Annotated in this window: 18 protein-coding genes and 1 tRNA gene; 9 read left to right on the top strand and 10 right to left on the bottom strand. The window is 57.5% G+C overall.

Going from position 1 to position 19,623, the window contains the following annotated elements:
* Positions 1–150 precede the first annotated feature (150 nt).
* The 5 genes from AC07U5_RS12775 (at position 151) to AC07U5_RS12755 (ending at position 3,254) form a co-directional block, all read left to right on the top strand.
* Positions 151–558, top strand: a complete 408-nt coding sequence (locus AC07U5_RS12775; protein WP_494723173.1) for a hypothetical protein — start codon at positions 151–153, stop codon at positions 556–558.
* Positions 559–795: 237 nt separating this feature from the next.
* A tRNA-Phe gene (locus AC07U5_RS12770) sits at positions 796–871 on the top strand.
* A gap of 313 nt (positions 872–1,184) precedes the next feature.
* Entirely contained in the window at positions 1,185–1,649 is a 465-nt protein-coding gene (locus AC07U5_RS12765) for a pyocin activator PrtN family protein (protein WP_494723172.1), read from the top strand.
* A 139-nt stretch (positions 1,650–1,788) separates the two neighbouring features.
* Entirely contained in the window at positions 1,789–2,199 is a 411-nt protein-coding gene (locus AC07U5_RS12760) for a hypothetical protein (RefSeq protein ID WP_156380079.1), read from the top strand.
* A complete protein-coding gene (locus AC07U5_RS12755) occupies positions 2,196–3,254 on the top strand; it encodes a beta family protein (RefSeq protein ID WP_062426998.1) in 1,059 nt (352 codons plus the stop codon). The genes AC07U5_RS12760 and AC07U5_RS12755 overlap by 4 nt, the downstream gene beginning before the upstream one ends.
* Here the strand turns inward: AC07U5_RS12755 and AC07U5_RS12750 are convergent.
* A complete protein-coding gene (locus AC07U5_RS12750) occupies positions 3,251–4,027 on the bottom strand; it encodes a sce7726 family protein (RefSeq protein WP_494723171.1) in 777 nt (258 codons plus the stop codon). The genes AC07U5_RS12755 and AC07U5_RS12750 overlap by 4 nt on opposite strands.
* 177 nt (positions 4,028–4,204) lie before the next feature.
* Between AC07U5_RS12750 and AC07U5_RS12745 the strand changes: the two genes are divergently transcribed.
* Positions 4,205–4,399 (top strand): hypothetical protein, encoded by a 195-nt coding sequence (locus AC07U5_RS12745; RefSeq protein ID WP_494723170.1) that lies wholly within the window; start codon positions 4,205–4,207, stop codon positions 4,397–4,399.
* 505 nt (positions 4,400–4,904) lie between these two features.
* Here the strand turns inward: AC07U5_RS12745 and AC07U5_RS12740 are convergent.
* A complete protein-coding gene (locus AC07U5_RS12740) occupies positions 4,905–5,378 on the bottom strand; it encodes a DUF3597 family protein (RefSeq protein WP_112358765.1) in 474 nt (157 codons plus the stop codon).
* A 286-nt stretch (positions 5,379–5,664) separates the two neighbouring features.
* Between AC07U5_RS12740 and AC07U5_RS12735 the strand changes: the two genes are divergently transcribed.
* Positions 5,665–6,765, top strand: coding sequence for a diguanylate cyclase domain-containing protein (locus AC07U5_RS12735; protein ID WP_494723169.1), 1,101 nt, complete (start codon positions 5,665–5,667; stop codon positions 6,763–6,765).
* A gap of 155 nt (positions 6,766–6,920) precedes the next feature.
* Here AC07U5_RS12735 and AC07U5_RS12730 read toward each other — a convergent pair whose 3' ends face one another.
* The 4 genes from AC07U5_RS12730 to AC07U5_RS12715 are packed head-to-tail and all read right to left on the bottom strand — an operon-like array spanning position 6,921 to position 10,647.
* A complete protein-coding gene (locus AC07U5_RS12730; protein ID WP_062445496.1) occupies positions 6,921–7,697 on the bottom strand; it encodes an ABC transporter permease in 777 nt (258 codons plus the stop codon).
* Entirely contained in the window at positions 7,684–8,505 is an 822-nt protein-coding gene (locus AC07U5_RS12725; RefSeq protein ID WP_112358767.1) for an ABC transporter ATP-binding protein, read from the bottom strand. Before AC07U5_RS12725 ends, AC07U5_RS12730 begins: the two co-directional genes overlap by 14 nt.
* Before the next feature lie 10 nt (positions 8,506–8,515).
* On the bottom strand, positions 8,516–9,517 hold the full coding sequence (locus AC07U5_RS12720; protein WP_494723168.1) for an ABC transporter substrate-binding protein: 1,002 nt from the start codon (positions 9,515–9,517) through the stop codon (positions 8,516–8,518).
* Positions 9,518–9,564: 47 nt separating this feature from the next.
* Positions 9,565–10,647, bottom strand: a complete 1,083-nt coding sequence (locus tag AC07U5_RS12715) for a 4-oxalomesaconate tautomerase (RefSeq protein WP_494723167.1) — start codon at positions 10,645–10,647, stop codon at positions 9,565–9,567.
* Positions 10,648–10,751: 104 nt separating this feature from the next.
* Here AC07U5_RS12715 and AC07U5_RS12710 point away from each other — a divergent pair, with 104 nt between their 5' ends.
* Together AC07U5_RS12710 and AC07U5_RS12705 are read left to right on the top strand one after the other, a co-directional pair.
* Positions 10,752–11,648: a LysR family transcriptional regulator gene (locus tag AC07U5_RS12710; RefSeq protein WP_494723166.1), complete on the top strand. Its 897-nt coding sequence runs from the start codon at positions 10,752–10,754 to the stop codon at positions 11,646–11,648.
* A gap of 487 nt (positions 11,649–12,135) precedes the next feature.
* Positions 12,136–13,284, top strand: a complete 1,149-nt coding sequence (locus AC07U5_RS12705) for a porin (RefSeq protein WP_494723165.1) — start codon at positions 12,136–12,138, stop codon at positions 13,282–13,284.
* Positions 13,285–13,536: 252 nt separating this feature from the next.
* Here AC07U5_RS12705 and AC07U5_RS12700 read toward each other — a convergent pair whose 3' ends face one another.
* From AC07U5_RS12700 to kdpB, 4 genes are read right to left on the bottom strand one after another with little or no spacing between them, the layout of a single operon-like run.
* Positions 13,537–14,223: a response regulator gene (locus tag AC07U5_RS12700; protein ID WP_494723164.1), complete on the bottom strand. Its 687-nt coding sequence runs from the start codon at positions 14,221–14,223 to the stop codon at positions 13,537–13,539.
* Between the two features lie 45 nt (positions 14,224–14,268).
* Positions 14,269–16,983: an ATP-binding protein gene (locus AC07U5_RS12695; protein ID WP_494723163.1), complete on the bottom strand. Its 2,715-nt coding sequence runs from the start codon at positions 16,981–16,983 to the stop codon at positions 14,269–14,271.
* A 5-nt stretch (positions 16,984–16,988) separates the two neighbouring features.
* Positions 16,989–17,558, bottom strand: a complete 570-nt coding sequence (kdpC, locus tag AC07U5_RS12690; protein WP_113259900.1) for a potassium-transporting ATPase subunit KdpC — start codon at positions 17,556–17,558, stop codon at positions 16,989–16,991.
* Between the two features lie 2 nt (positions 17,559–17,560).
* Positions 17,561–19,612 (bottom strand): potassium-transporting ATPase subunit KdpB, encoded by a 2,052-nt coding sequence (kdpB, locus tag AC07U5_RS12685; RefSeq protein ID WP_494723162.1) that lies wholly within the window; start codon positions 19,610–19,612, stop codon positions 17,561–17,563.
* Between the last annotated feature and the right edge of the window lie 11 nt (positions 19,613–19,623).

Below are 19,623 nucleotides of genomic sequence, written 5' to 3'. Positions count from 1 at the left end.
AAGGCGGCCATCCGGTCGCCTTTTTCTTTTGTGCGAGCGCGGCGCGCTTCCTCTAGGCGGTACTGCATCCTTTTGCCCCCTCCGGCGTTTGGAGAAGGAGTTCTCCTGAGCATGATCGGGAGCCCAAGGATATTCCAAAAGGAGATGTGAATGAGAGCGCCCGCACGATCCCACGGTTTCGACAAGCCGGCCGACCTGGAAGACGAACTGGCTCAGCTGGACGAAGAGCGGGCAGACGAAAAGCCGAAAGCGCTCGATCGTCGTCCAGCCCCTCCAAAGCCTGGAAGAAAACCTGCGGAAGAAGCGTCGCTGCACGCGCAGGTCGCAGACCTGCGCCGTGATCTCGACGAGGTCCGTCGTGAGGTGGAGAAGCTCAGCGCATCGCGAAATGCGCCATCTCGCTCGAGTTCATATGAAACCCCGAACTGGCTCCCCGTCGTCCGATCCGTCGCCATCACCTCGCTCGCGAGCCGGATCTTTGCTTCGTCGCCGATGATCGCACTTCTCGTGGCGGCCGTTCCGTTCGCACTTGGCCTCACCGCGGGATCGAAACAATAAGCCTCTGATCAGCGTGCGGAGCGCCGCATTTACGGGGCGGGGGCGAGGAACATCTGGTTCCTCGCCCCCCTCTTTTTCATAGCGTCAGAAGGTTCGAAATGGGCTGAAGAAAAACTGTCAAAAAAGTTCGTCCGGGCGCTTGCCATGTCCGAACAAGATGCTATAACCCCGCTCACTTCCGGGGCGGAACACTCCCCGGCGCTTCAAAAAAGCGAAGGTTCTTCAAGAGCCTGTAGTGCCCGGATAGCTCAGTTGGTAGAGCAGCGGATTGAAAATCCGCGTGTCGGTGGTTCAAATCCGCCTCCGGGCACCATTACTTCTCAAACAAAATCAAACCCTTGCAGCTAAATTGCTTCTCCGTTTGCGCTAGTTCTTGTTGCGCGCGTGTTGCATTGATTTTTATCGGTTTTTAGCAATTTTCATGGATTTGCGGCTACTCGACGCAACATGAGATGCAACATGGAACGACAGGAAATGGATTGGCCCCTCGTCTCTTACCTCGAAGCACGATCATCGATGTTGTCTACCGTCTACGACGGCCAGACATCTTGCTATCTGACATAGTCGAGGCCATGTCGGTCTATGGGAAACACAGTCAACTGAGGTTGGCAGTCGATGGCAGCACCATGGCGCCCGATTATTCTATCGAGCGGAAAAGCTCAGGTGGTGCCATAGCGACCCTTGCTGTTATCGATGGGAAGAAGCACAAACAAATCCTGTCGATCGAAAAATCTGTTGACCGCATTTGGTCAACCGAGGCTATGACATGGGACGCGTTATGTGATCTCAAGGCGAGATTACCGGGCATCGCGCCCGATCTTATCGAGATTGTCGATGGAAACGCCGGAGGCGACGTTGAAGGCAGGATAATGAAAACTCTTTTCCTCCTGATGGCCCAATACGACGGCCGCGCCATTATCCCGGTCGAGTGGGTATGCCGAGATTTCTTCTCACACCTCACCGTTGCTCACTTCCTCAAAAAGGCCACGCGCGGAGAGATCAAGCTGCCAGTGATTTATATCGAGCCCAGTCAGAAGGCAGCGAAGGGCATCCATGTTCAGGATTTGGCCGAATACATCGACGCACGCTGAAAGGTTGCTAAAGGAGAGATGGAGGCTTTCTTGAGAGCCTGATTTCGGATGCTCTAATCTACATCTGTGGGCAGCGACGGAAATGGATTGACTTTGGATGTGCTTTACCGCTCCTCTAGCTAGGGTTGAGGGGTAGGATTTGATGGAAAAACCGTCAGGTGAAGGCTGGATTACTTACGGATTGGCAGCAGTAGGCGGGCTCGGCTCACTTGTCGGTATCGCGACGATATTCACCAAAGACTTAGTGATACTTCTCTCTTTCATCGCCGGCACGGGATGGGTCCTATCTATACCTCTGCTCGTTATGATCCGAAGAGCGACACAGGTCTCAGAGGGTTTGAAGCTCGAAATAAGTTCCCTTAGAAGCGAGAAAGATGCCGAGGCTGCCGAACTTCGGCGCACAATTTCGGAGTGGCGAACGATTGCTACTCAAGACAGCGATAGCCTTAATCGTTTCGTATCTAGAGCGGTGGAAATGCCAGTCGTGCAGCCACGCCGAACCACGGTTCACTCAACCGCTACGCAAGATTTAGGGGAGACTGAAGAATGACCGTGAACTTCGATCAGTACCGATATTATCCATCTCTGCGCACGCGCCTCTGGGAGATGCGCGGATACAGAGAACTCAGGGATGAAGATAAAGACGCCCTTCTGCCTATCTTCGTCTTGTCTTCGCATGGACAGACGAAAGCAATCTCGGATGTCCATGCGAAGATCGATGAGGCCTTGAGCGGTAGAAAATGCATCATCGACTTGGAACAGAGCCCATTCTACGCGTGCGAGGAATGCGAAGAATTGGTTGATCCTTCTAAGGGATTTGAGGCATGGAGAAACTTCGTTCGCGATCAGGAGAACGCGATACCAACAGCCTTACTTCCTCCCGGAGGACCGCTGCGAGATATAGTTCGACAGGTGATGTTGCTAGAACAGACCTCAGGCGAGGTTGTCGTTCGAAGCAGGTCTCCCGAGACAGATTTGCCGATTTTGTCCGCCATCATGAGCGCCGTGGACAGCGTGAACAATCTTTTGATCGTTCTCGATTTCGGCTATGTGAGAACCCGAGTTAAAGCCCGCGCAGTCGAGGCGGCCAATGTTATAAATGCTCTCAGAGATGTCGATGACGCGGCTCGCATAGTTGTCATGGCATCAAGCTTCCCCAAATCTGTTGCGGCGTACGATGATGGTGCAACGCGGTTGGAGATTGAAGAAAGGGGAATGCATGCGGCGCTCGGAGGCGACGCGGTCGCGATCTACGGAGATTTCGGGTCAATTCATCCAGAGCCTATACAACCGATGCAAGCTCGCTTCGTACCGCGTGTTGATTATCCACTAGCAGACGCTTGGCTTTTTCGTCGGCTACGAGCAGATCAAGGCGGGTACCAACGCTGCGCTGAACAAATTACTCAGCTAGTCGATTGGGACCCGGCTCTTGTGCCTCGGGTTTGGGGTGCAGAACAAATCGACCTCGCAGCCAAGGGAGACCTGACAAAACGAAGTGCGCCGGGACCTTGGATCGCCGCTCGCGTCAATCTTCACTTATGGCAACAACTTCACTACCGAGATGGCATGACTGTCGATGATGACGACTTTGATATTTTTGGCTAGGAAACCCGGCGTTTCGTAACGCGTAGTTGGAGGTTAGCGACATCTTGGGTGTCGCTAACGTTCTCGCTGAACTCCACCGCCAATTTCGTTGACACCATGTCTTTCCATGAAGGCCGGCGAAGGAATTGTAGTGCCTCAACCGTGGAAATCTCTGAGGCTTTTGCTTGTCTAAATTCTATAAAATTCTTACGATATCTCTGCTTTATCGCAGTAAGTGATGCTTTTCGCACCGTCGATATTGGTAGCAGCCGAACACGTTGTTCCAGGGTAAAGCGATCAGTTTCGCTCGAACTGGCTACACCATGTTGTCTTGCTAGGCGGTGCAAATCGCGCGCGCTCATTTGCCTTATAGAGGCATCCATGTCGAGTTTGCGGATATGGGGCTTGCGGATCATCCGGGCAGTTGTCGCCCCGTCTTCTCCGTCGTCAATTACGAACACACCCACCGTATCCGGGACAGACGCTAGAATTACATCTAAATGCTTGGCAGCAGCAACAACAACCACACCTTCGAAGGACTTTTGATAGGCTTCAATTTGACCGGCGAGCCGTGCTGTTTTGTCGCCGTCCGACTTGATCTCGAAACCGAGCAAGCTACCGTTGGCGACAACTAGATCGGCTCTCCTCGGTAGCGAGGCGACCGGCATTTCGCTTATGATCACGGTGTCTTCATCAATTCCACCGGCGCAAAAAAGCTCGTCGATAACCGCGGCTTTTATTTGCGGCTCCCGGAGTTCTTTTGTGGTCAATGATGACGACAAGATAGTTGACATAGCCGTGCATTACACCTTTTTCGCTCGAGAGAGGAGAGCAATTCTCATCCGTATTTCTTAAGGAATAGCGCTGCAAATGGGAGAAATTGCAGCGCTCCCAACTTAACATCGTCAACTTTCGCCAAGCTTGATACAAGGCCATCCCGCTGTGTATCATGGGCACTCTAGGAGGCTGCGATGCCTAGCGAAAGCTACGATCCATATTTGCCGAACGTCCAGATCATCTACTCGCCGTCTCGCGAGGAACTGGTTGTCATATCCAAAGCCGACTTCGATGCAATGCTCGCGGCTTTGGACGCCTTAGAGTATCAGCGCGATGTTGAAACATACGATCGCCGGAAAGCAGAGATGGCAGCGGGAGACGCCGGTTAACGGCGCTTCCCCATATTGCGGAACCGATCTCGAATTGAAGCCATTTGCGCTTTCCCCGCTCTTTCGACCTCAGACACTTGCTCCTTGCTATTAGGCATGGCCGCCTCAGGTAGCCTCTCAATACCCTCAGGAATGGCTTGCACATTGAGCATGTACGCGGCCGCGGCGTCGAGGAAGTGGTTATCTCGGTGGCGCTTAACCCACTCCGGCTTAAATTTCTCCCCGAGAACACGAACCTCGCTGACAAGCTCACGGTAATAGTCCTCGTAGGCGCCCTCGTCCTCCGAGAATAGGAAGAATCTCAGAGGTACGTGGGCTGAGAGACTGACTAACGCGCCGGAGACTGCAGGCAAGATAAAGGCAACAAAAAAGGCCGGGGCGAATTCGCACCGACCTCTTGTCGCTTGTAATCTGCCGCCAGTACATCCGTGGTCAACGTGCAAGCGGTGGCGCCGCCACGCCACTCGGTGAAGAGAATGCGGGGCGGCGCGTTTGGTTCCAAATTTTAATCGAGTAATTCTGCGGGTACCGTGCCGCCATTTTCTGACAGTTTTTTAAGCAAAGCCTTGTGGAGCCAGTTGTTCATCTCGGCCGAGCCATTGAGTTCGCCGGTATAGCCGAGTTCCTGAGCCAGTTCCTTGCGTTCTGCGAGGCTCGCATCCATGCCGAGCGCCTTCATCAGATCGACGATCGAATGTTTCCAGTCGAGGCGATGTCCGCTGCGCTTGACTGCGGCGTCGAGCTGCGAAGCGACATCGACCTGCTGGGTGGATGCAGAGGTTGGCGCCGACGGGACAGGTGCCGAGCTGCCGGAGGTGGAGGGAACGGCTTGGCCCGTGCCGCCGACGGGCGGTGCGGTGGTTGCGGCGGGCTCAGGGATGGATGAAGGCGCTGGTGTCGGTTCTGTGGCGGACGGGGATGTCTGCTCGGCATGGGCCGAACCGAAGATCGCGTCTTTGATTTTGCCGAAGATGCTCATGATGTTTCCTCCTTGGTCTGATTATCGATGTCGGTCCAACGGATCGAAGGCGGATCGCGTTCCGATTGGATGTGAAAAAGCCAGCCCTACCCAGGGTAGCCATCACCATCGGGACGATTATCCGCTTTGAAAACCGAGGTAGACACTGCGGTAACAGAAGCCGGCATTGCAGAAGATCTGAAGGAATGCGGGACATGTCGGCGCTTCTGAAAGTGTAGCGAAGACGAATATTAATGGCTTTTCAATTGATGTCGGGCATCATCGCTTCCCACACATGGAGGTATTGATGCGGCGGTTGTCGTCGGGCGCGATTTTAAACTTTGCGCCATTACGCTGGATTGCATCTATTGATCCGACATTGCCCCATGAGGTGCGAAAGCGTCTTGGGGACATGTTCTTCAGCTCCACCAAGCCGTTTTTTCTTGGAGCAGCCAACTCCACCGCGGTTCTCAGTGTCGCCTTCTACAGGATCGGTGATCCTGTCTTTCTGGTCATCATCGCGTTGGAAGTGATGCTCCTCGTCGCCAGACTGGCGGCTATTCGAACGGCGGAGCGGAGCAAGGCTCCCTTCTTTGTGGTCGGGCTGACATGGGCTTTGACACAGGCTTTCACGATCTCGCTCGTTGTGCTGTCGCGCGACATTCCAATGACAATCATCGTGCTGGCCTCAAGTCTCGCTGCAATCGGCAGCATCATCGGGCGCAACTTCGCCGCACCGCGCTACGCCATGACGCAGGTCCTGCTCCTCGACTTGAGCTTCAAGGCGAGTTTCAGCTTTCTTTATCCCGAGTTTCTGCCGCTCATCCTCTGTCAGACCGTGCTGTTCTTTCTGATGAACCTGACGATGATTGAGCAGCAGCAGAGCGTCACCGTGCGTGCGATCATCGCAGAAATCGAAAGCCGGACGCAATCCTTTCGCGATCCTCTCACGGGGCTCCTCAATCGCCGTGGCATGGAACGCGCATTTGAAAGCATGACCGTGGATGGTGCTCTACCCTCGCTTCTTTTTCTCGATCTCGACAACTTCAAGCAGGTGAATGATGGGCACGGACATCGTGTTGGAGATCTGCTGTTGGAAGAGGTTGGAAGGCGCCTGACATCGACGATCGGTCCTGACGCGGTGGCCTGTCGTCTGGGTGGAGACGAATTTCTTATTCTCTGCAAGGAGAGGACCGTTCAGGGCATCGAGAATCTCGGCACTAGGCTGATTGCGTCGCTTTCTGCTCCCTACGACATCGGCTCGATGGGAACGGCCCATGTGGGCGCGAGCATTGGCGCAGCGCTTGGCGGCAAAGATACAGATCTGACCGAAATGATGGTGCTCGCCGATAAGGCACTCTATGGCGCAAAGGGGAATGGCAAGGGCCAGTGCGTGGTGGCGACGTGAATTTCTATACGCGCGGGCGAAGTACTGCTGAGGAACTTCGGCCTGTGGAGCGGATCAGAACCTTCGCCACACTCGGTCGATGTGCTCTCCCTGATAATGCAAAAAGGGGCGGCCAATCGACCGCCCCTTCCAATTCTGTCGCAGCATGTGCCGTCTCAGGCAGGCCGCTCTTCACCGGCATTTGGACGCCAGGTAATCAGCTTCTTCTCGGCAACATCGAGAATGAGGTCGATGATGAGGACGAAGATGGCCAGGATGATGATACCAGCGAATACGCCGACAGCATCGAAGTTGCCTTCCGAGCGGGCAATCAAGTAGCCAAGGCCAGCGGATGCGCCGAGATATTCACCGATGATGGCACCGACGACCGCGAAGCCGACGGAGGTGCGCAGCGACGACAGGATCCAGCTTGCTGCGGCCGGGAAGTAGACATGGCGCAGAAGATCGGAGCGCTTGGCGCCGAGGATGCGGGTGTTCGACAGAACGACCGGGTTGACTTCGCGAACGCCCTGCATGGCGTTGAAGAAGGTCACGAAGAACACCAGCGTTACGGCCAGCGCAACCTTGGACCACAGGCCGAGACCGAGCCACAGAACGAAGATCGGTGCCAGGACGACGCGCGGGATGGCGTTGACGGCCTTGATGAACGGGTCGAGCACACGGGCAACGAAGGGGCTGAGACCGAGCCAGACGCCAGCGCCGACGCCGAGACCCGTACCGATCAGATAGCCGAGAACCGTTTCACTGAGCGTGATGCCGACATGCTTGTAGAAGCCGGCGTCGCCCACCCAGTCGATCACCTGTTTGACGATATCGAATGGGGCGGGGAAGAAGAAGCGGTCGATGGCGCCGGTCGATACGCCAAGCTGCCATCCACCGAGAATGACGACCAGAAGTACGACCTGGATGAGGCGAATGTTAATGGCGTGCATAGCTTTTCTCCACTTCGCCGCGCAGGGATGCCCAGATGTCGCGGTACAGAGTCATGAATTTCGGGTCGAGCTTGATTTCGGCGACATTGCGCGGACGCTCGAGATCGACAGGGAAGCTTTCGATCACGCGGCTTTTCGGGCCAGCGGCCAGAACGACGACGCGGTCGCCAAGCGCAATGGCCTCTTCCAGATCGTGGGTGATCATCACGACCGCGCGGCGATCTTCCTGCCATAGGCGCAGAAGCTCGTTCTGCATCAGATGCCGGGTGTGGATATCGAGCGCCGAGAAGGGCTCGTCCATCAAGATGACCTTCGGTTCGGTGATCAGAGCCTGGGCCATCTGCACGCGCTTGCGCTGGCCGCCGGACAGCATGTGCGGGAAGCGGCTCTCGAAGCCCTTGAGGCCGACTTTTTCAAGCCAGGCCATGACCTTCACCCGGCGTTCCGCTTCCGGCACGCCACGGAACATCAGGCCCAGCTCGACATTCTGATATGCTGTCTTCCAGGGAAGCAAAGCATCCTGCTGGAAGAGATAGCCGATATTGTTCTGTACGCCGTTGACGGGCGCACCATCAATGCTGACGGAGCCCTTGGCGGGTTTCAACAGGCCGGCGATTGCGTTGAGGATGGTGGATTTGCCACAGCCTGTCGGGCCGACGATGGAGAGGAATTCTCCATCGCCAACCGCGAGGTTGACATCCTGAACGGCGGTGAAAGAACCAAATGCCATCGTCACATTATCGATGGCGACCATCGATTTTGGTTCTGACTGTGCCACCGGCGTGAGCTTTCTGACTGGTGAAGACATGGACGGACCCTCAGTTTGCGGGTTTAGAAGCGGCGGCTTCGACGAACTTGTTGGTGTAAGTGGTGTTGAGGTCGATCGTCGCCTTGGCCACAGCCTCGTTGAAGCTATTCAGCACGGCGAGCGGCGTCTCGAGATCTTTCGGCTCGAACTTGCCGTCTTCGGAGAAGATGGCCTTCGCCGCTTCGACAGCCTTGATGTAGGTCGCCTTGTCGCCAGAGACGAAATCGTCCGGCAGCTTTTCGACGATCTCTTCAGCCGAATGCGCCTTCATCCAGTGCAGCGCCCGCACCGTGGCGTTGGTCACCTTCTGGATCACTTCCGGATTGGCATCGATATAGTCCTGGGTCGCGTAAAGGACAGAGGTGGGATAGATGCCGCCATAGACATCCTTGGCACCCTGGTCGCTGCGCGCATCGATCAGGATCTTGCCGAGACCGCGTTCAACGACGATAGTTGCAGCCGGGTCGTAATTGACGAGCAGGTCGATCTTGCCCTGCTGAAGAGCGGCGACGGCTGCAGCACCGGAACCGACGCCGATGATCGAGATATCGTTGTCGCTGAGATTATGTTCCTTCATGTAGTAACGGATGAAGAAGTCTGAGGACGAGCCCGGCGAGGTGATGCCAACCTTCTTGCCCTTGATCGTCTCAGGCTTGGCCGGATCGAAGTCGGTGTCGTTTTTGCCGGCGAGAACCAGGCCGGAATTGCGGGCCAGCATCACGAAGCCGACGACGTGCTTGTTCTGCGACTGCATCTGGATAGTGTGGTCGTAAAAGCCGACCGCGACATCCGTGGAGCCGGCGACCAGCGCCTGAAGCACCTTGGAACCGCCCTGAGCGAAGTTCTCGGTGGTCACATCCAGACCTTCATCCTTGTAATAGCCGAGGCTCGCGGCAACGGGGAAAGGCAGGTTGTTGAGGTTATAGGAACCAACGCTCATTCTGACGGATTCGGCATTGGCGGTGGCTGCGAAGGCGCAGAGCGCTGCAGTGGCTAGCAGGAATTTACGCATGTGGGTCTCCTCCCGGTTTCTCTATGCTGTTGCCATAATGGCGTTGTCTATGCTGCGTGTTCAATCGCGGCTGCTGGTTTTGCGAAGGCGAAGCCTTCGAAGAGACGGCGCGCGGTTCTCACAAGACCGGCCGCAATGGCGCCGTTTCGCAGTTCAAGTTGGACGTCGAGACGTCCTGCCGGATGCTCGATCCGGATGAGTGTCGGGACGCTGGGCTCTCCAGCTTCCTCGAATGCCACCGTGCCGGGGGTGACGGCAGCGGTCGCAATGCCGACGGCACCGGTTGTCGCCAATGCCGGGTGGCATTCATTCGGCATAAAGTAGCGTACCGACATCGTTCCGTCTTTTCGCGCGGGCGAGATCAGTACAGGCTTGGGGATCACCATGTCGGACACATCGCCCATGCCCATCAACTTGCCCGCTTCGAGGCGGATCCGTGTCATGCGATCGATCAGCGCGCGATTGGCCGTCAGCGCCTGAGGATCCTCATATCCCGTAACGCCGAGATCGGCAGCACGCATCAAAACCATCGGCATGGCGCAGTCGATTGCCGTCACATCGACGCCATCAATGACATCGACCGGCTTGCCGGTCGGCAAAAGCTTGCCGGTTTTGGCGCCAGCCGAGTCGACGAAGGTCAAGGCAATCGGTGCTGCAAGCCCGGGTACGCCGTCGATCGATGCGTCTCCCAGGTAGATCACTTCACTACCGCGGGTGGGCACCTTGGCCTCGATCAACTTGCTGGTATTCACATTGTGAATGCGCACCAGCGTGTCATGTTCCTTGGCCGCGACGAGCCCCGCTTCGATGGCAAATGGGCCGACGGCTGCGAGCATGTTACCGCAATTGGGAGAGTAATCCACGAACTGCCGGTCGGTCCGAACCTGAGCGAAGAGATAGTCGATATCCGCGCCCTTCACTTTCGACGGTCCGATGATCGCGACCTTCGAGGTGACCGGATTGCCGCCGCCAATACCGTCGATCTGAAGCGGATGGCCTGACCCCATGATAGAGAGGAGAGCGGCATCTCGCTGGGCTCGATCGCGTGGCAAATCCGATGCCAGGAAAAACGGCCCACGAGAGGTTCCGCCGCGCATCAGCACACAAGGTATCCTAAGGAGATCGTTCATCTTCGCCTCAATCTTGCATTTCATGGATCAATCTGTCCAGTTGTTGCAACATGAGGAAGAAAGGCTTATTTGTTAAATGCAAGTTTCGAGAGGTTTATTGCGATATGAGCATCAATTGCGAAATTCTTGATCTTCGGGCGTTTCAGGCGGTGGTGGAACTGGAGAGTTTTCATCGGGCAGCAGAAGCTCTGCACATATCGCAACCGGCGCTGACCAGGCGCATCCAGAAGCTAGAGCAGGCGATCGGCGCCCCCTTGCTGGAGCGCACCACACGCCATGTCGCGCCAACGGCCATGGGACAAGAGGTGATGCCCTTGGTCAGACGCATGCTGGAAGAATTTGATGGCTCTCTTTTTGCCATGAGGGATGGCGCGCTTCGTCGTGGCCTGATCACCATGGCCTGTGTTCCGACGGCTGCCTTCTATTTCCTGCCCACCGTCATCAAGACCTTCAGCGAGCAGTATCCGCATATAAGACTGCGCATCCGAGATCTGACGGCCAATGAAGGCTTGCAGGCCGTGGCGCGCGGTGAGGTGGAGTTCGGTATCAACCTGATGGGAAATTCTGATCCCGATCTGTCATTCGAGCCGCTCATCGATGACCCTTTTGTTCTCGCCATGCGGAAGGATCACCCGCTGGCAAAGTATGACACGATCCATTGGAATCAGTTGGAGCCCTATCCACTGGTGGTGGTTGATCGCTCCAGTGGCAATAGAACACTGTTGGATGGGGCGCTAGCACGCCATAATCTCAAGCTTAACTGGTTCTATGAGGTCACACACCTCAATACGTCATTGGGACTGGTCGAGGCAGGGCTCGGCATCTCTGTTCTGCCGCGCTTGGCGACCCCACAGGAAGATCATCCCTATCTCGTCTCCCGCGCTATTGTCGATCCGGTGGTCTCGCGGACCATCGGGATCGTGCAAAGAAGAAGCAGTGCGCTTTCACCCGCGGCGGAGAAATTTGTCGCGATGCTCCTCAAGACCTGGAAAACACCATGAGGCTCGTGCGCGACTGAACTTTAAGGGCTCAAGCGATCCGTTCATTATATAAAGACGTCTTACCGTCTGATTTGACCTCTTCCGTAAGACGGCGCTCGTAAGCAGCGCTGGTCCTGCGCAAAGTCTCCGTCACGTGAGCGGAGAAGACTTTGGCGCTCGCGAATCGTCGTTTCCAACGATCGCGCCACGCGCTTTTCACGAATCGCTACTCGCGCCGTCGTGCTCTCACAAGCGAGGCCTTTGGTGACGACGACCTGCCAAACCTTAACAGGGTCTTAAATTTCCGCCGCCATATTCGTCCGACCTAACGTAAGTTGTGCCTAAAATACAACACGCTAAAATTCGGACAATCTGAAAACGTGCTAATTTAGTGATATACGATTGCGAGAGAGGGGGGCTTTCTGTCTATTGGTTCGTGAAGCGGGGGGCACCTCAAGGGCATGTTCCTGGTCGCCGCTTTTGTAACGAAACATGACTGGAGGTCATTATGAACATCAAGAGCCTTCTCATCGGCTCCGCTGCAGCTCTTGCAGCAGTATCTGGCGCAAAGGCTGCTGACGCTATCGTCGCTGCTGAGCCAGAGCCCCTGGAATATGTACGCGTCTGCGATGCATTCGGCACGGGCTTTTTCTACATCCCTGGCACTGAAACCTGCTTGAAGTTCGGCGGCTATGTTCGTTTCCAGACTGACATTAACCGCGGCACAGGCTTCGGCGTCAACACCAACAACCGTACATCTGACTGGAACTCGTTCACACGCGCCCAGTTCGAAGTTGACACACGCACAGACACCGAGCTAGGTGCTCTTCGCGGCTTCATCGGCTTCCGTGGTAACGCAGACAGCGGTTCCGCAGCTTCTTCGTCTGTATTCGTTGACCAGGCATTCATTGAACTCGGCGGCCTGAAGGTCGGTAAGTTCTACAGCTGGTGGGACGATGGCCTCTCTGGCGAAGCTGACGTTCTCTCCACGAACGCTCTGTTCAACTCCATTCGTTACACCTACGATGCAGGCTCTTTCTGGGCTGGCGTTTCGGTTGACGAACTTCAGGACACAAACGGCCAGTTCCGCACTCAGGTTGGTCCTGCCGTAGGTGGCGTAATCCCTGTTGTTCAGGGCGAAGTTAACAACAACGTCGGCGTAACTGGCGGCATTGGTGGTAAGGTCGGTGGCGCAGCTCTGCAGCTCATCGGCTCCTACGATGTTGACCAGGAAGAAGGCGCAGTTCGCCTGATCGCAACTGCTGAAATCGGTCCTGGCACACTCGGCCTGGCTGGTGTTTGGGCTTCTGGTGCAAACGCTTACTACGCCGAATCTGAGTGGGCAGTAGCAGCCGAATACGCTGTCAAGGCAACGGATCGCCTGACCATCACTCCTGGCGCACAGTGGTTCGGCAATGTTGCTGACCGCGTTGTAACGACCGGCGCAGGCATCGTCGGCGGCGTGGTAGGCGTGGTTCCAACCGGTACTGCAATTCTCACGAACGACTTCTCGAACCGTGACGCTTGGCAGGCTGGCCTGACCGTTGATTACAAAATCACTGAAGGTCTCTCCACCAAGGTTGCAGTTAACTACTACGACGAAGACGATCGCTCTTCTTCTTGGAACGGTTTCGTTCGCCTCCAGCGTTCGTTCTAATATAGTCTAACCGACTGCATTAACTAAGAAAGCCCGGCATCTCGTCGGGCTTTTTTTATTTTAGAAAAATCTAAAAAATGCTAGACAAGCCAGAATTTTCTATGCATCATGACCTCAGTCAAAAGGCGTGATCCACAGCCAAAAGCTTCGTCTGTTGACTCCAGTCAAGGCCCATCAGCCCCCCTAGGCTGATGGGCAGGCACTGCCAAGCTTCTTCCAAGAAGACCGTCTAGCGCTCGCAAATTTTCCCGCTCATTCAGCCACGAAACGATAACCGACACCAGATTCCGTCTGGATGATTTTCGGCTGCGTGGCATCCCGTTCGACCTTCTGTCGCAACTGGCCGATGAAGACTCGAAGGTAGTGCAGGTCCTCCCCATGCGCCGGGCCCCAGACCGACGTCAGAAGCGTACGATGTGTGACCACGCGACCCGCATGGTGTGCCAGGAGCGTCAGGAGATCATATTCCTTCGGCGTCAGCTTGATGCTGGCACCGTCGCGGGCAACGATGCGGCGTTGGGTATCGATCGACAGGCCATCAGCCTCGATCAAGGAAGGCAGGCTCTCTGACTTGCCGACATGGCGCATGGCTGTGCGGATGCGGGCGGTCAACTCGCCGATGCCGAAGGGCTTTTCGATATAGTCGTCGGCACCGAGATCCAGTGCCGCGATCTTCTCGGTCTCGCGGTCGCGAGCGGAGAGAATGATAATCGGGAGGGTCGACCAGCCGCGAAGGTTGGCGATGACATCCTTGCCGTCCATATCCGGCAGGCCGAGATCGAGAATGATCACATCGGGAGCGGAAGTGGCGGCAGCTTTGATGGCGTCAGCGCCGTTTTCGGCCTCGATCACGTCGTAGCCGGCGGCCGCCAGTGCCGGGCGCAGGAAGCGCCGGATCTGCGGCTCGTCATCCACCACCAGAATGCGTCCCAAGGTCATAGATTCTGCCTGCTTCCTATATGTTCGAGAGAGTACTCTTCGACTTTACATGTCGTGCTTTCCGAAAATCGATTCCGGTTTTTGCGCCGATGCCGTCACCGGAAAGCGCATGACGATACGCGTGCCGCGCTTCTTCACCGCCGGGCTTTCCGCATGAATGCGCCCGCCCATGGCTTCGATAAAACCTCGAGCAATGGAAAGACCAAGTCCCGTTCCCGGAGATCGCCCATCCGAGCGGGAGCGACGATAGAATTTTTCGAAGATGCGGTCGAGATCCTCGCCGGGAATGCCTTTACCATTGTCGGTGACGGAAACGACGATTTCCTCCCCATCGCGCCTCGCATAGACATTGACCGGGTCGCCGCCACCATATTTGGCGGCGTTGTCGAGAAGGTTGAACAGCACCTGGCCGAGCAGAACCGAATCGGCGCGAATGACCGGCAAATCCTTGGCGATGCCGGTCTCGAAGCTCTGCGAGGGGAAGTATTTGCGCGCCCGCTCGACCGCAGAGCGGATCACGTCGGCGACATCCACCCAGTCCCGCTTGGCCTGCAAGGTGCCGGCGGTGATGCGGGTCATGTCCAAAAGATTGGCAACGAAGCGGCTGAGCCTCGCACTTTCTTCTTCGATGGATTGCAGAAGATCGTCGCGGCTCTCCGGCGACATGCGATCGCCCAATTCCCGCAGGCTGGTGACCGATCCGGTGATCGTGGCGAGCGGTGTGCGCAGGTCGTGCGAAATGGAGGACAACAGTGCCTCGCGATAGCGCTCGCCTTCCAGCCTTGCCGCTTGCTCCGCGCTTTCGGACGACAAGCGCGCACGGTCGATGGCGGTTGCCGCCTGATCGAGAATGGCGGCGAGCTTCCGCTCGGCATTGGAATCAAGCCCGCTCGTTCCGGGTTCAAAACCGCAGACACCGACAACGCCATGCGGGCTGGTCAGCGGACGGAACTGGAAGCGTCCGTTGGGAAGCGTCCCAGTGCCAGATCCTGACGGTTCCGAACGGCTGCCTGCCCAGCGCGCCGCTGTCAGTTCTGAAACGCCAAGTTCGGTGTCCGGGGGCCATGCCGCGACGACGTCCAGATCGTCGCCCTTTGGCAGAAGCATGACCACATGGCGGCCCAGGCTGCCCTGCAACTGGGTGACCGACGCCCACAGCACTTCCTCCGGTTTTGCCGTCCCGGCAAGCTTTCGGGAAAAATCATAGAGCGCCTGCATGTCGGCGGCGCGTTGGCGGGCGGCCTGCGCCTGCTCGCGAATGCGTGATGCAAGGCTGCCAGCGATCAGGGCCGCCACGATGAAGACCGCAAGCGCAAAGACTTCATGCGGCGAGGCGATGGTGAAGGTCTCGACCGGAGCAATGAAGAAGAAGTTATAGGCAAGCGCGGATACAATCGCGGCCATCAGGGCCGCCATGAAACCAGCGGCGGAAGCAGCCGCCAGAACGGCCAGCAGAAACAGCAGCGAGATATTCGGCAGATGCGTGAACTGGTCCAGCGCAAGTCCGGCGAGCGTTGCGCCTGCGACCGTGCCGATAGCGCAGAGAAGGGACCGGGAGAAGGCGGATAGTTGAAAGCCTCGCTTCTTTCGGGTGGACACACCCGGAACCTTGGCCTCATCCGCAGTGACGAGATGAAGCCCAATGCCGCTTGCCTCTTTCGCCAGAGCGTCGGCAAGGCTCGGTCGAAATGGATTGGAAAACCACCTGCGGCGCTGAGAGCCGATAACGATCTGCGTGGCGTGCTCGCGCCGTGCGAGTTTCAGAATTTCTGTGACGAAGTCATTCCCCGTAACGTGACGCGTCTCAGCTCCGAGCTTCTCGGCAAAGCGAAAGGCCTCATCGATCCGCCGCAGACTATCCTCATCCATGGTCTCCTGGTCGTCTCGCGCCATGCTGACGACGGTCCAGGGAGCGTTGAGACCGGAGGCGAGACGGCTTGCCACCCGCACCACCTTGTCGGACAGCGCGTCAGCACCGATACAAACCAGCAGCCTCTCGCCAGTCGCCCAAGGGCCTTCGATGGCGTTTTGACGCAGATAGTCGACCATCTGATCGTCCACCCGGTCTGCGGTGCGGCGAAGAGCAAGTTCGCGAAGCGCTGTCAGATTGCCGAGCCGGAAAAAGCGGTCGGTGGCGCGCCTGGCGCTATCCGGCAGATAGACTTTACCTTCCTTTAGCCGCTCGATCAGTTCGCCGGGCGGAAGGTCAACCAGCACCACATCGTCGGCACGCTTCAGCACCGTGTCCGGCACTCGTTCACGGATGGTGACACCGGTAATCTGCGAAACGAGATCGGAGAGGCTCTCGAGATGCTGGATGTTGAGCGCCGTCCAGACATCGATCCCGGCAGATATCAGTTCTTCGATATCCTGGTAGCGCTTGGGATGGCGAAACCCCTCCGGGTTGGAATGCGCAAGCTCATCGACGATGATGACGCGCGGCTTGCGGGCAAGCGCTGCATCGAGATCAAATTCCTTGAGCATCTTGCCGCGATAATCGACTTCGAGGCGCGGCAGCACGTCGAGGCCCTCAAGAAGCGCCGAAGTTTCCGCCCGTGCGTGGGTTTCGACAAGACCGACCACCACCTCCACGCCATCGGTCTTCAGTCGGCGTGCGCGCGCCAGCATGGCGTAGGTCTTGCCGACACCTGGCGCTGCGCCTAAAAATATAGTGAGCTTGCCCCGGCGGTCTTTCTCCGCCAGGGCAAGCAATGCATCGGGATCGGGCCTGTTCAAGCCCTCACGGTCATGTGACGCCATTCGTCTCAGCTCTTCAGCGCATCGAGCGCAAGGTTCAACTCTAGCACATTCACGCGCGGCTCGCCGATAATCCCGAGGAGCCGTCCCTCGGTTTTTTGGTCGACGAGCGCTTTTACGACCTCAGGTGAAAGGCTGCGTGCATTGGCAATCCGCTGGACCTGCGCGGCAGCGAAATCCGGTGTGATATGCGGGTCGAGACCCGAGGCAGAGGTGGTCACCGCGTCGGCTGGAACCGGCGAAGCGATCCCTGCGCCGTTCAGCCGTACAACGTCGCCAGCAACCCGGTCTTTGAGCTTGGCAGATGTGGTACCAAGATTGGAGCCCGAGGAAGCGGCGGCGTTGTAGGCATCTGGGCTGGTCGCGGAGGGGCGCGGCCAGAAGTAGCGATCGGAGGTGAAGTTCTGTCCAATCAGGCTGGAGCCGATGACCGCGTCGCCGTTGCGGATCAGTGATCCATTGGCCTGTGCAGGCATCAGCGATTGCGCAATACCGGTGATCGCCAGTGGATAGCCGAGACCGGTCAGCGCGATGAAGAAGGCCAGGATGACGATGGCGGGACGAATTTGGTTCAGCATGATTACACCAGATGAAGTGCGGAGACCGCGATATCGATGACCTTGATCCCGGCAAAAGGCAGAAGCAGACCGCCGAGGCCGTAGACAAGCAGGTTTCGTCTGAGAAGCGATGCCGCCGCTGCAGGGCGATAGGCCACGCCCTTCAGCGCCAGCGGGATGAGAGCGATGATGATCAGCGCATTGAAGATGACGGCGGATAGGATGGCCGATTGCGGTGATGACAGCGCCATGATGTTGAGGGTGCCGAGAGCCGGATAGGTCGTGACGAAGAGAGCCGGGATGATGGCGAAATACTTCGCCACATCGTTCGCAATCGAAAACGTCGTCAGCGAACCGCGTGTCATCAGAAGTTGTTTGCCGATTTCGACGATCTCGATGAGCTTGGTCGGGCTGGAGTCGAGATCCACCATATTGGCGGCTTCGCGTGCAGCCTGCGTCCCGGTCTGCATGGCAACGCCCACATCGGCTTGCGCAAGCGCCGGCGCATCGTTGGTGCCGTCACCGCACATGGCGATCAACCGGCCGCCCTTCTGTTCGCGGCGAATATAGTCGAGCTTGTCCTCAGGCGTCGCTTCCGCCAGAAAGTCGTCCACGCCCGCTTCTGAGGCAATCGCCGCTGCGGTGACGGGATTGTCACCCGTGACCATCACGGTGCGAATGCCCATGGCACGAAGTGCTGCAAAGCGTTCCTTGATGCCGGGCTTGACCACGTCCTTCAGGTGGATGACGCCAAGCAGGCGGTTGCCTTCGGCCACGCCAAGCGGCGTGCCACCGGTGCGAGCAATGCGGTCTACGGCCTGATGAAACTCTGCCGGGGCCTTGCCATCGTTGGCATTGGCAAACTTCAGGATGGCGTCGATAGCGCCCTTGCGGAAGGATTTACCGTTCGTATCGACGCCCGACAGACGCGTCTGTGCCGAGAAGGGGACAACAGCATCGACGGTCACCTTGGGCGAGGCGATTCCAAAATCGCCAGTCGCAAGTGCCACAATTGACCGACCCTCTGGTGTTTCGTCCGAAAGGCTGGCGAGCAGTGCGGCTTCCGCCACCTGTTCAGCCGTGACGCCTGGCACCGGAATGAAATCTGCCGCCATGCGGTTGCCGAAGGTAATGGTGCCGGTCTTGTCGAGCAGGAGGGTGTCGACATCGCCTGCGGCTTCCACCGCGCGGCCGGACGTGGCGATGACGTTGAAGCGCACGAGACGATCCATGCCGGCAATGCCGATGGCCGAGAGAAGGCCACCGATAGTGGTGGGGATGAGGGTAACAAGAAGGGCTGCCAGCACGGTGATGGAGACCAGCGTGCCGGAGTAGCCCGCCAGACCCCAGACGGTGACGACGACGATCAGGAAGACGAGGGTGAGGCCGGACAACAGGATCGAAAGCGCGATCTCATTCGGCGTCTTCTGGCGCTCCGCGCCTTCGATCAGCGCGATCATCCGATCGACGAAGCTTGCGCCGGGCGGCGTCGTGATGCGAATCTTGAGTTGATCGGACAGAACCTGCGTGCCGCCGGTGACGGCCGAACGGTCGCCGCCGGATTCGCGGATGACGGGCGCAGATTCGCCGGTGATCGCGCTTTCATTGACCGAGGCCACGCCTTCAATGACTTCACCATCCCCGGGGATGAGTTCGCCCGCATCGACGATGACGATGTCACCGACTTTGAGCATGGTGGCCGCGATGCTCTCCTCTTTGCCGTCCGCCGTGAGCCGGCGCGCGGAAAGGTCCGAGCGCGTGCGCTTCAGGCTGTCGGCCTGGGCGCGACCGCGCCCTTCGGCCACCGCTTCGGCGAAGGTGGCGAATAGCACCGTGAACCAAAGCCATGCCGCGATCTGGCCTGAAAAGACGGCCGTGCCGTTGTGAGCGAGAAGGTCGCGGATGAAGAAGATGGTGACGACAGCCGCGACGATCTCGGTAACGAAGATCACCGGGTTGCGCATCAACTGCCTGGGATCAAGCTTGATGAAAGCGTTCTTGATGGCTGGGCCGATGATAGCGGGGTCGAAGAGGCCCGGTCTCGCTGGAGCCGATGAGTTTGGATGTGTGGACATCTTTTTGCTTT

Source organism: Agrobacterium sp. GW821-FHT02D03 (assembly GCF_059421725.1).
The sequence above is the reverse complement of the archived record's forward strand: the minus strand, read 5'-3'. Positions and strand labels throughout refer to the sequence as shown.

Excerpts from the sequence above, each read along its gene's own strand:
- AC07U5_RS12775 (WP_494723173.1), top strand. The coding sequence starts at position 151 with ATGAGAGCGCCCGCACGATCCCACGGTTTCGACAAGCCGGCCGACCTG.
- AC07U5_RS12765 (WP_494723172.1), top strand. The coding sequence starts at position 1,185 with ATGGCGCCCGATTATTCTATCGAGCGGAAAAGCTCAGGTGGTGCCATA.
- AC07U5_RS12755 (WP_062426998.1), top strand. The coding sequence starts at position 2,196 with ATGACCGTGAACTTCGATCAGTACCGATATTATCCATCTCTGCGCACG.
- AC07U5_RS12750 (WP_494723171.1), bottom strand. The coding sequence starts at position 4,027 with ATGTCAACTATCTTGTCGTCATCATTGACCACAAAAGAACTCCGGGAG.
- AC07U5_RS12745 (WP_494723170.1), top strand. The coding sequence starts at position 4,205 with ATGCCTAGCGAAAGCTACGATCCATATTTGCCGAACGTCCAGATCATC.
- AC07U5_RS12740 (WP_112358765.1), bottom strand. The coding sequence starts at position 5,378 with ATGAGCATCTTCGGCAAAATCAAAGACGCGATCTTCGGTTCGGCCCAT.
- AC07U5_RS12735 (WP_494723169.1), top strand. The coding sequence starts at position 5,665 with ATGCGGCGGTTGTCGTCGGGCGCGATTTTAAACTTTGCGCCATTACGC.
- AC07U5_RS12730 (WP_062445496.1), bottom strand. The coding sequence starts at position 7,697 with ATGCACGCCATTAACATTCGCCTCATCCAGGTCGTACTTCTGGTCGTC.
- AC07U5_RS12725 (WP_112358767.1), bottom strand. The coding sequence starts at position 8,505 with ATGTCTTCACCAGTCAGAAAGCTCACGCCGGTGGCACAGTCAGAACCA.
- AC07U5_RS12720 (WP_494723168.1), bottom strand. The coding sequence starts at position 9,517 with ATGCGTAAATTCCTGCTAGCCACTGCAGCGCTCTGCGCCTTCGCAGCC.
- AC07U5_RS12715 (WP_494723167.1), bottom strand. The coding sequence starts at position 10,647 with ATGAACGATCTCCTTAGGATACCTTGTGTGCTGATGCGCGGCGGAACC.
- AC07U5_RS12710 (WP_494723166.1), top strand. The coding sequence starts at position 10,752 with ATGAGCATCAATTGCGAAATTCTTGATCTTCGGGCGTTTCAGGCGGTG.
- AC07U5_RS12705 (WP_494723165.1), top strand. The coding sequence starts at position 12,136 with ATGAACATCAAGAGCCTTCTCATCGGCTCCGCTGCAGCTCTTGCAGCA.
- AC07U5_RS12700 (WP_494723164.1), bottom strand. The coding sequence starts at position 14,223 with ATGACCTTGGGACGCATTCTGGTGGTGGATGACGAGCCGCAGATCCGG.
- AC07U5_RS12695 (WP_494723163.1), bottom strand. The coding sequence starts at position 16,983 with ATGGCGTCACATGACCGTGAGGGCTTGAACAGGCCCGATCCCGATGCA.
- kdpC (WP_113259900.1), bottom strand. The coding sequence starts at position 17,558 with ATGCTGAACCAAATTCGTCCCGCCATCGTCATCCTGGCCTTCTTCATC.
- kdpB (WP_494723162.1), bottom strand. The coding sequence starts at position 19,612 with ATGTCCACACATCCAAACTCATCGGCTCCAGCGAGACCGGGCCTCTTC.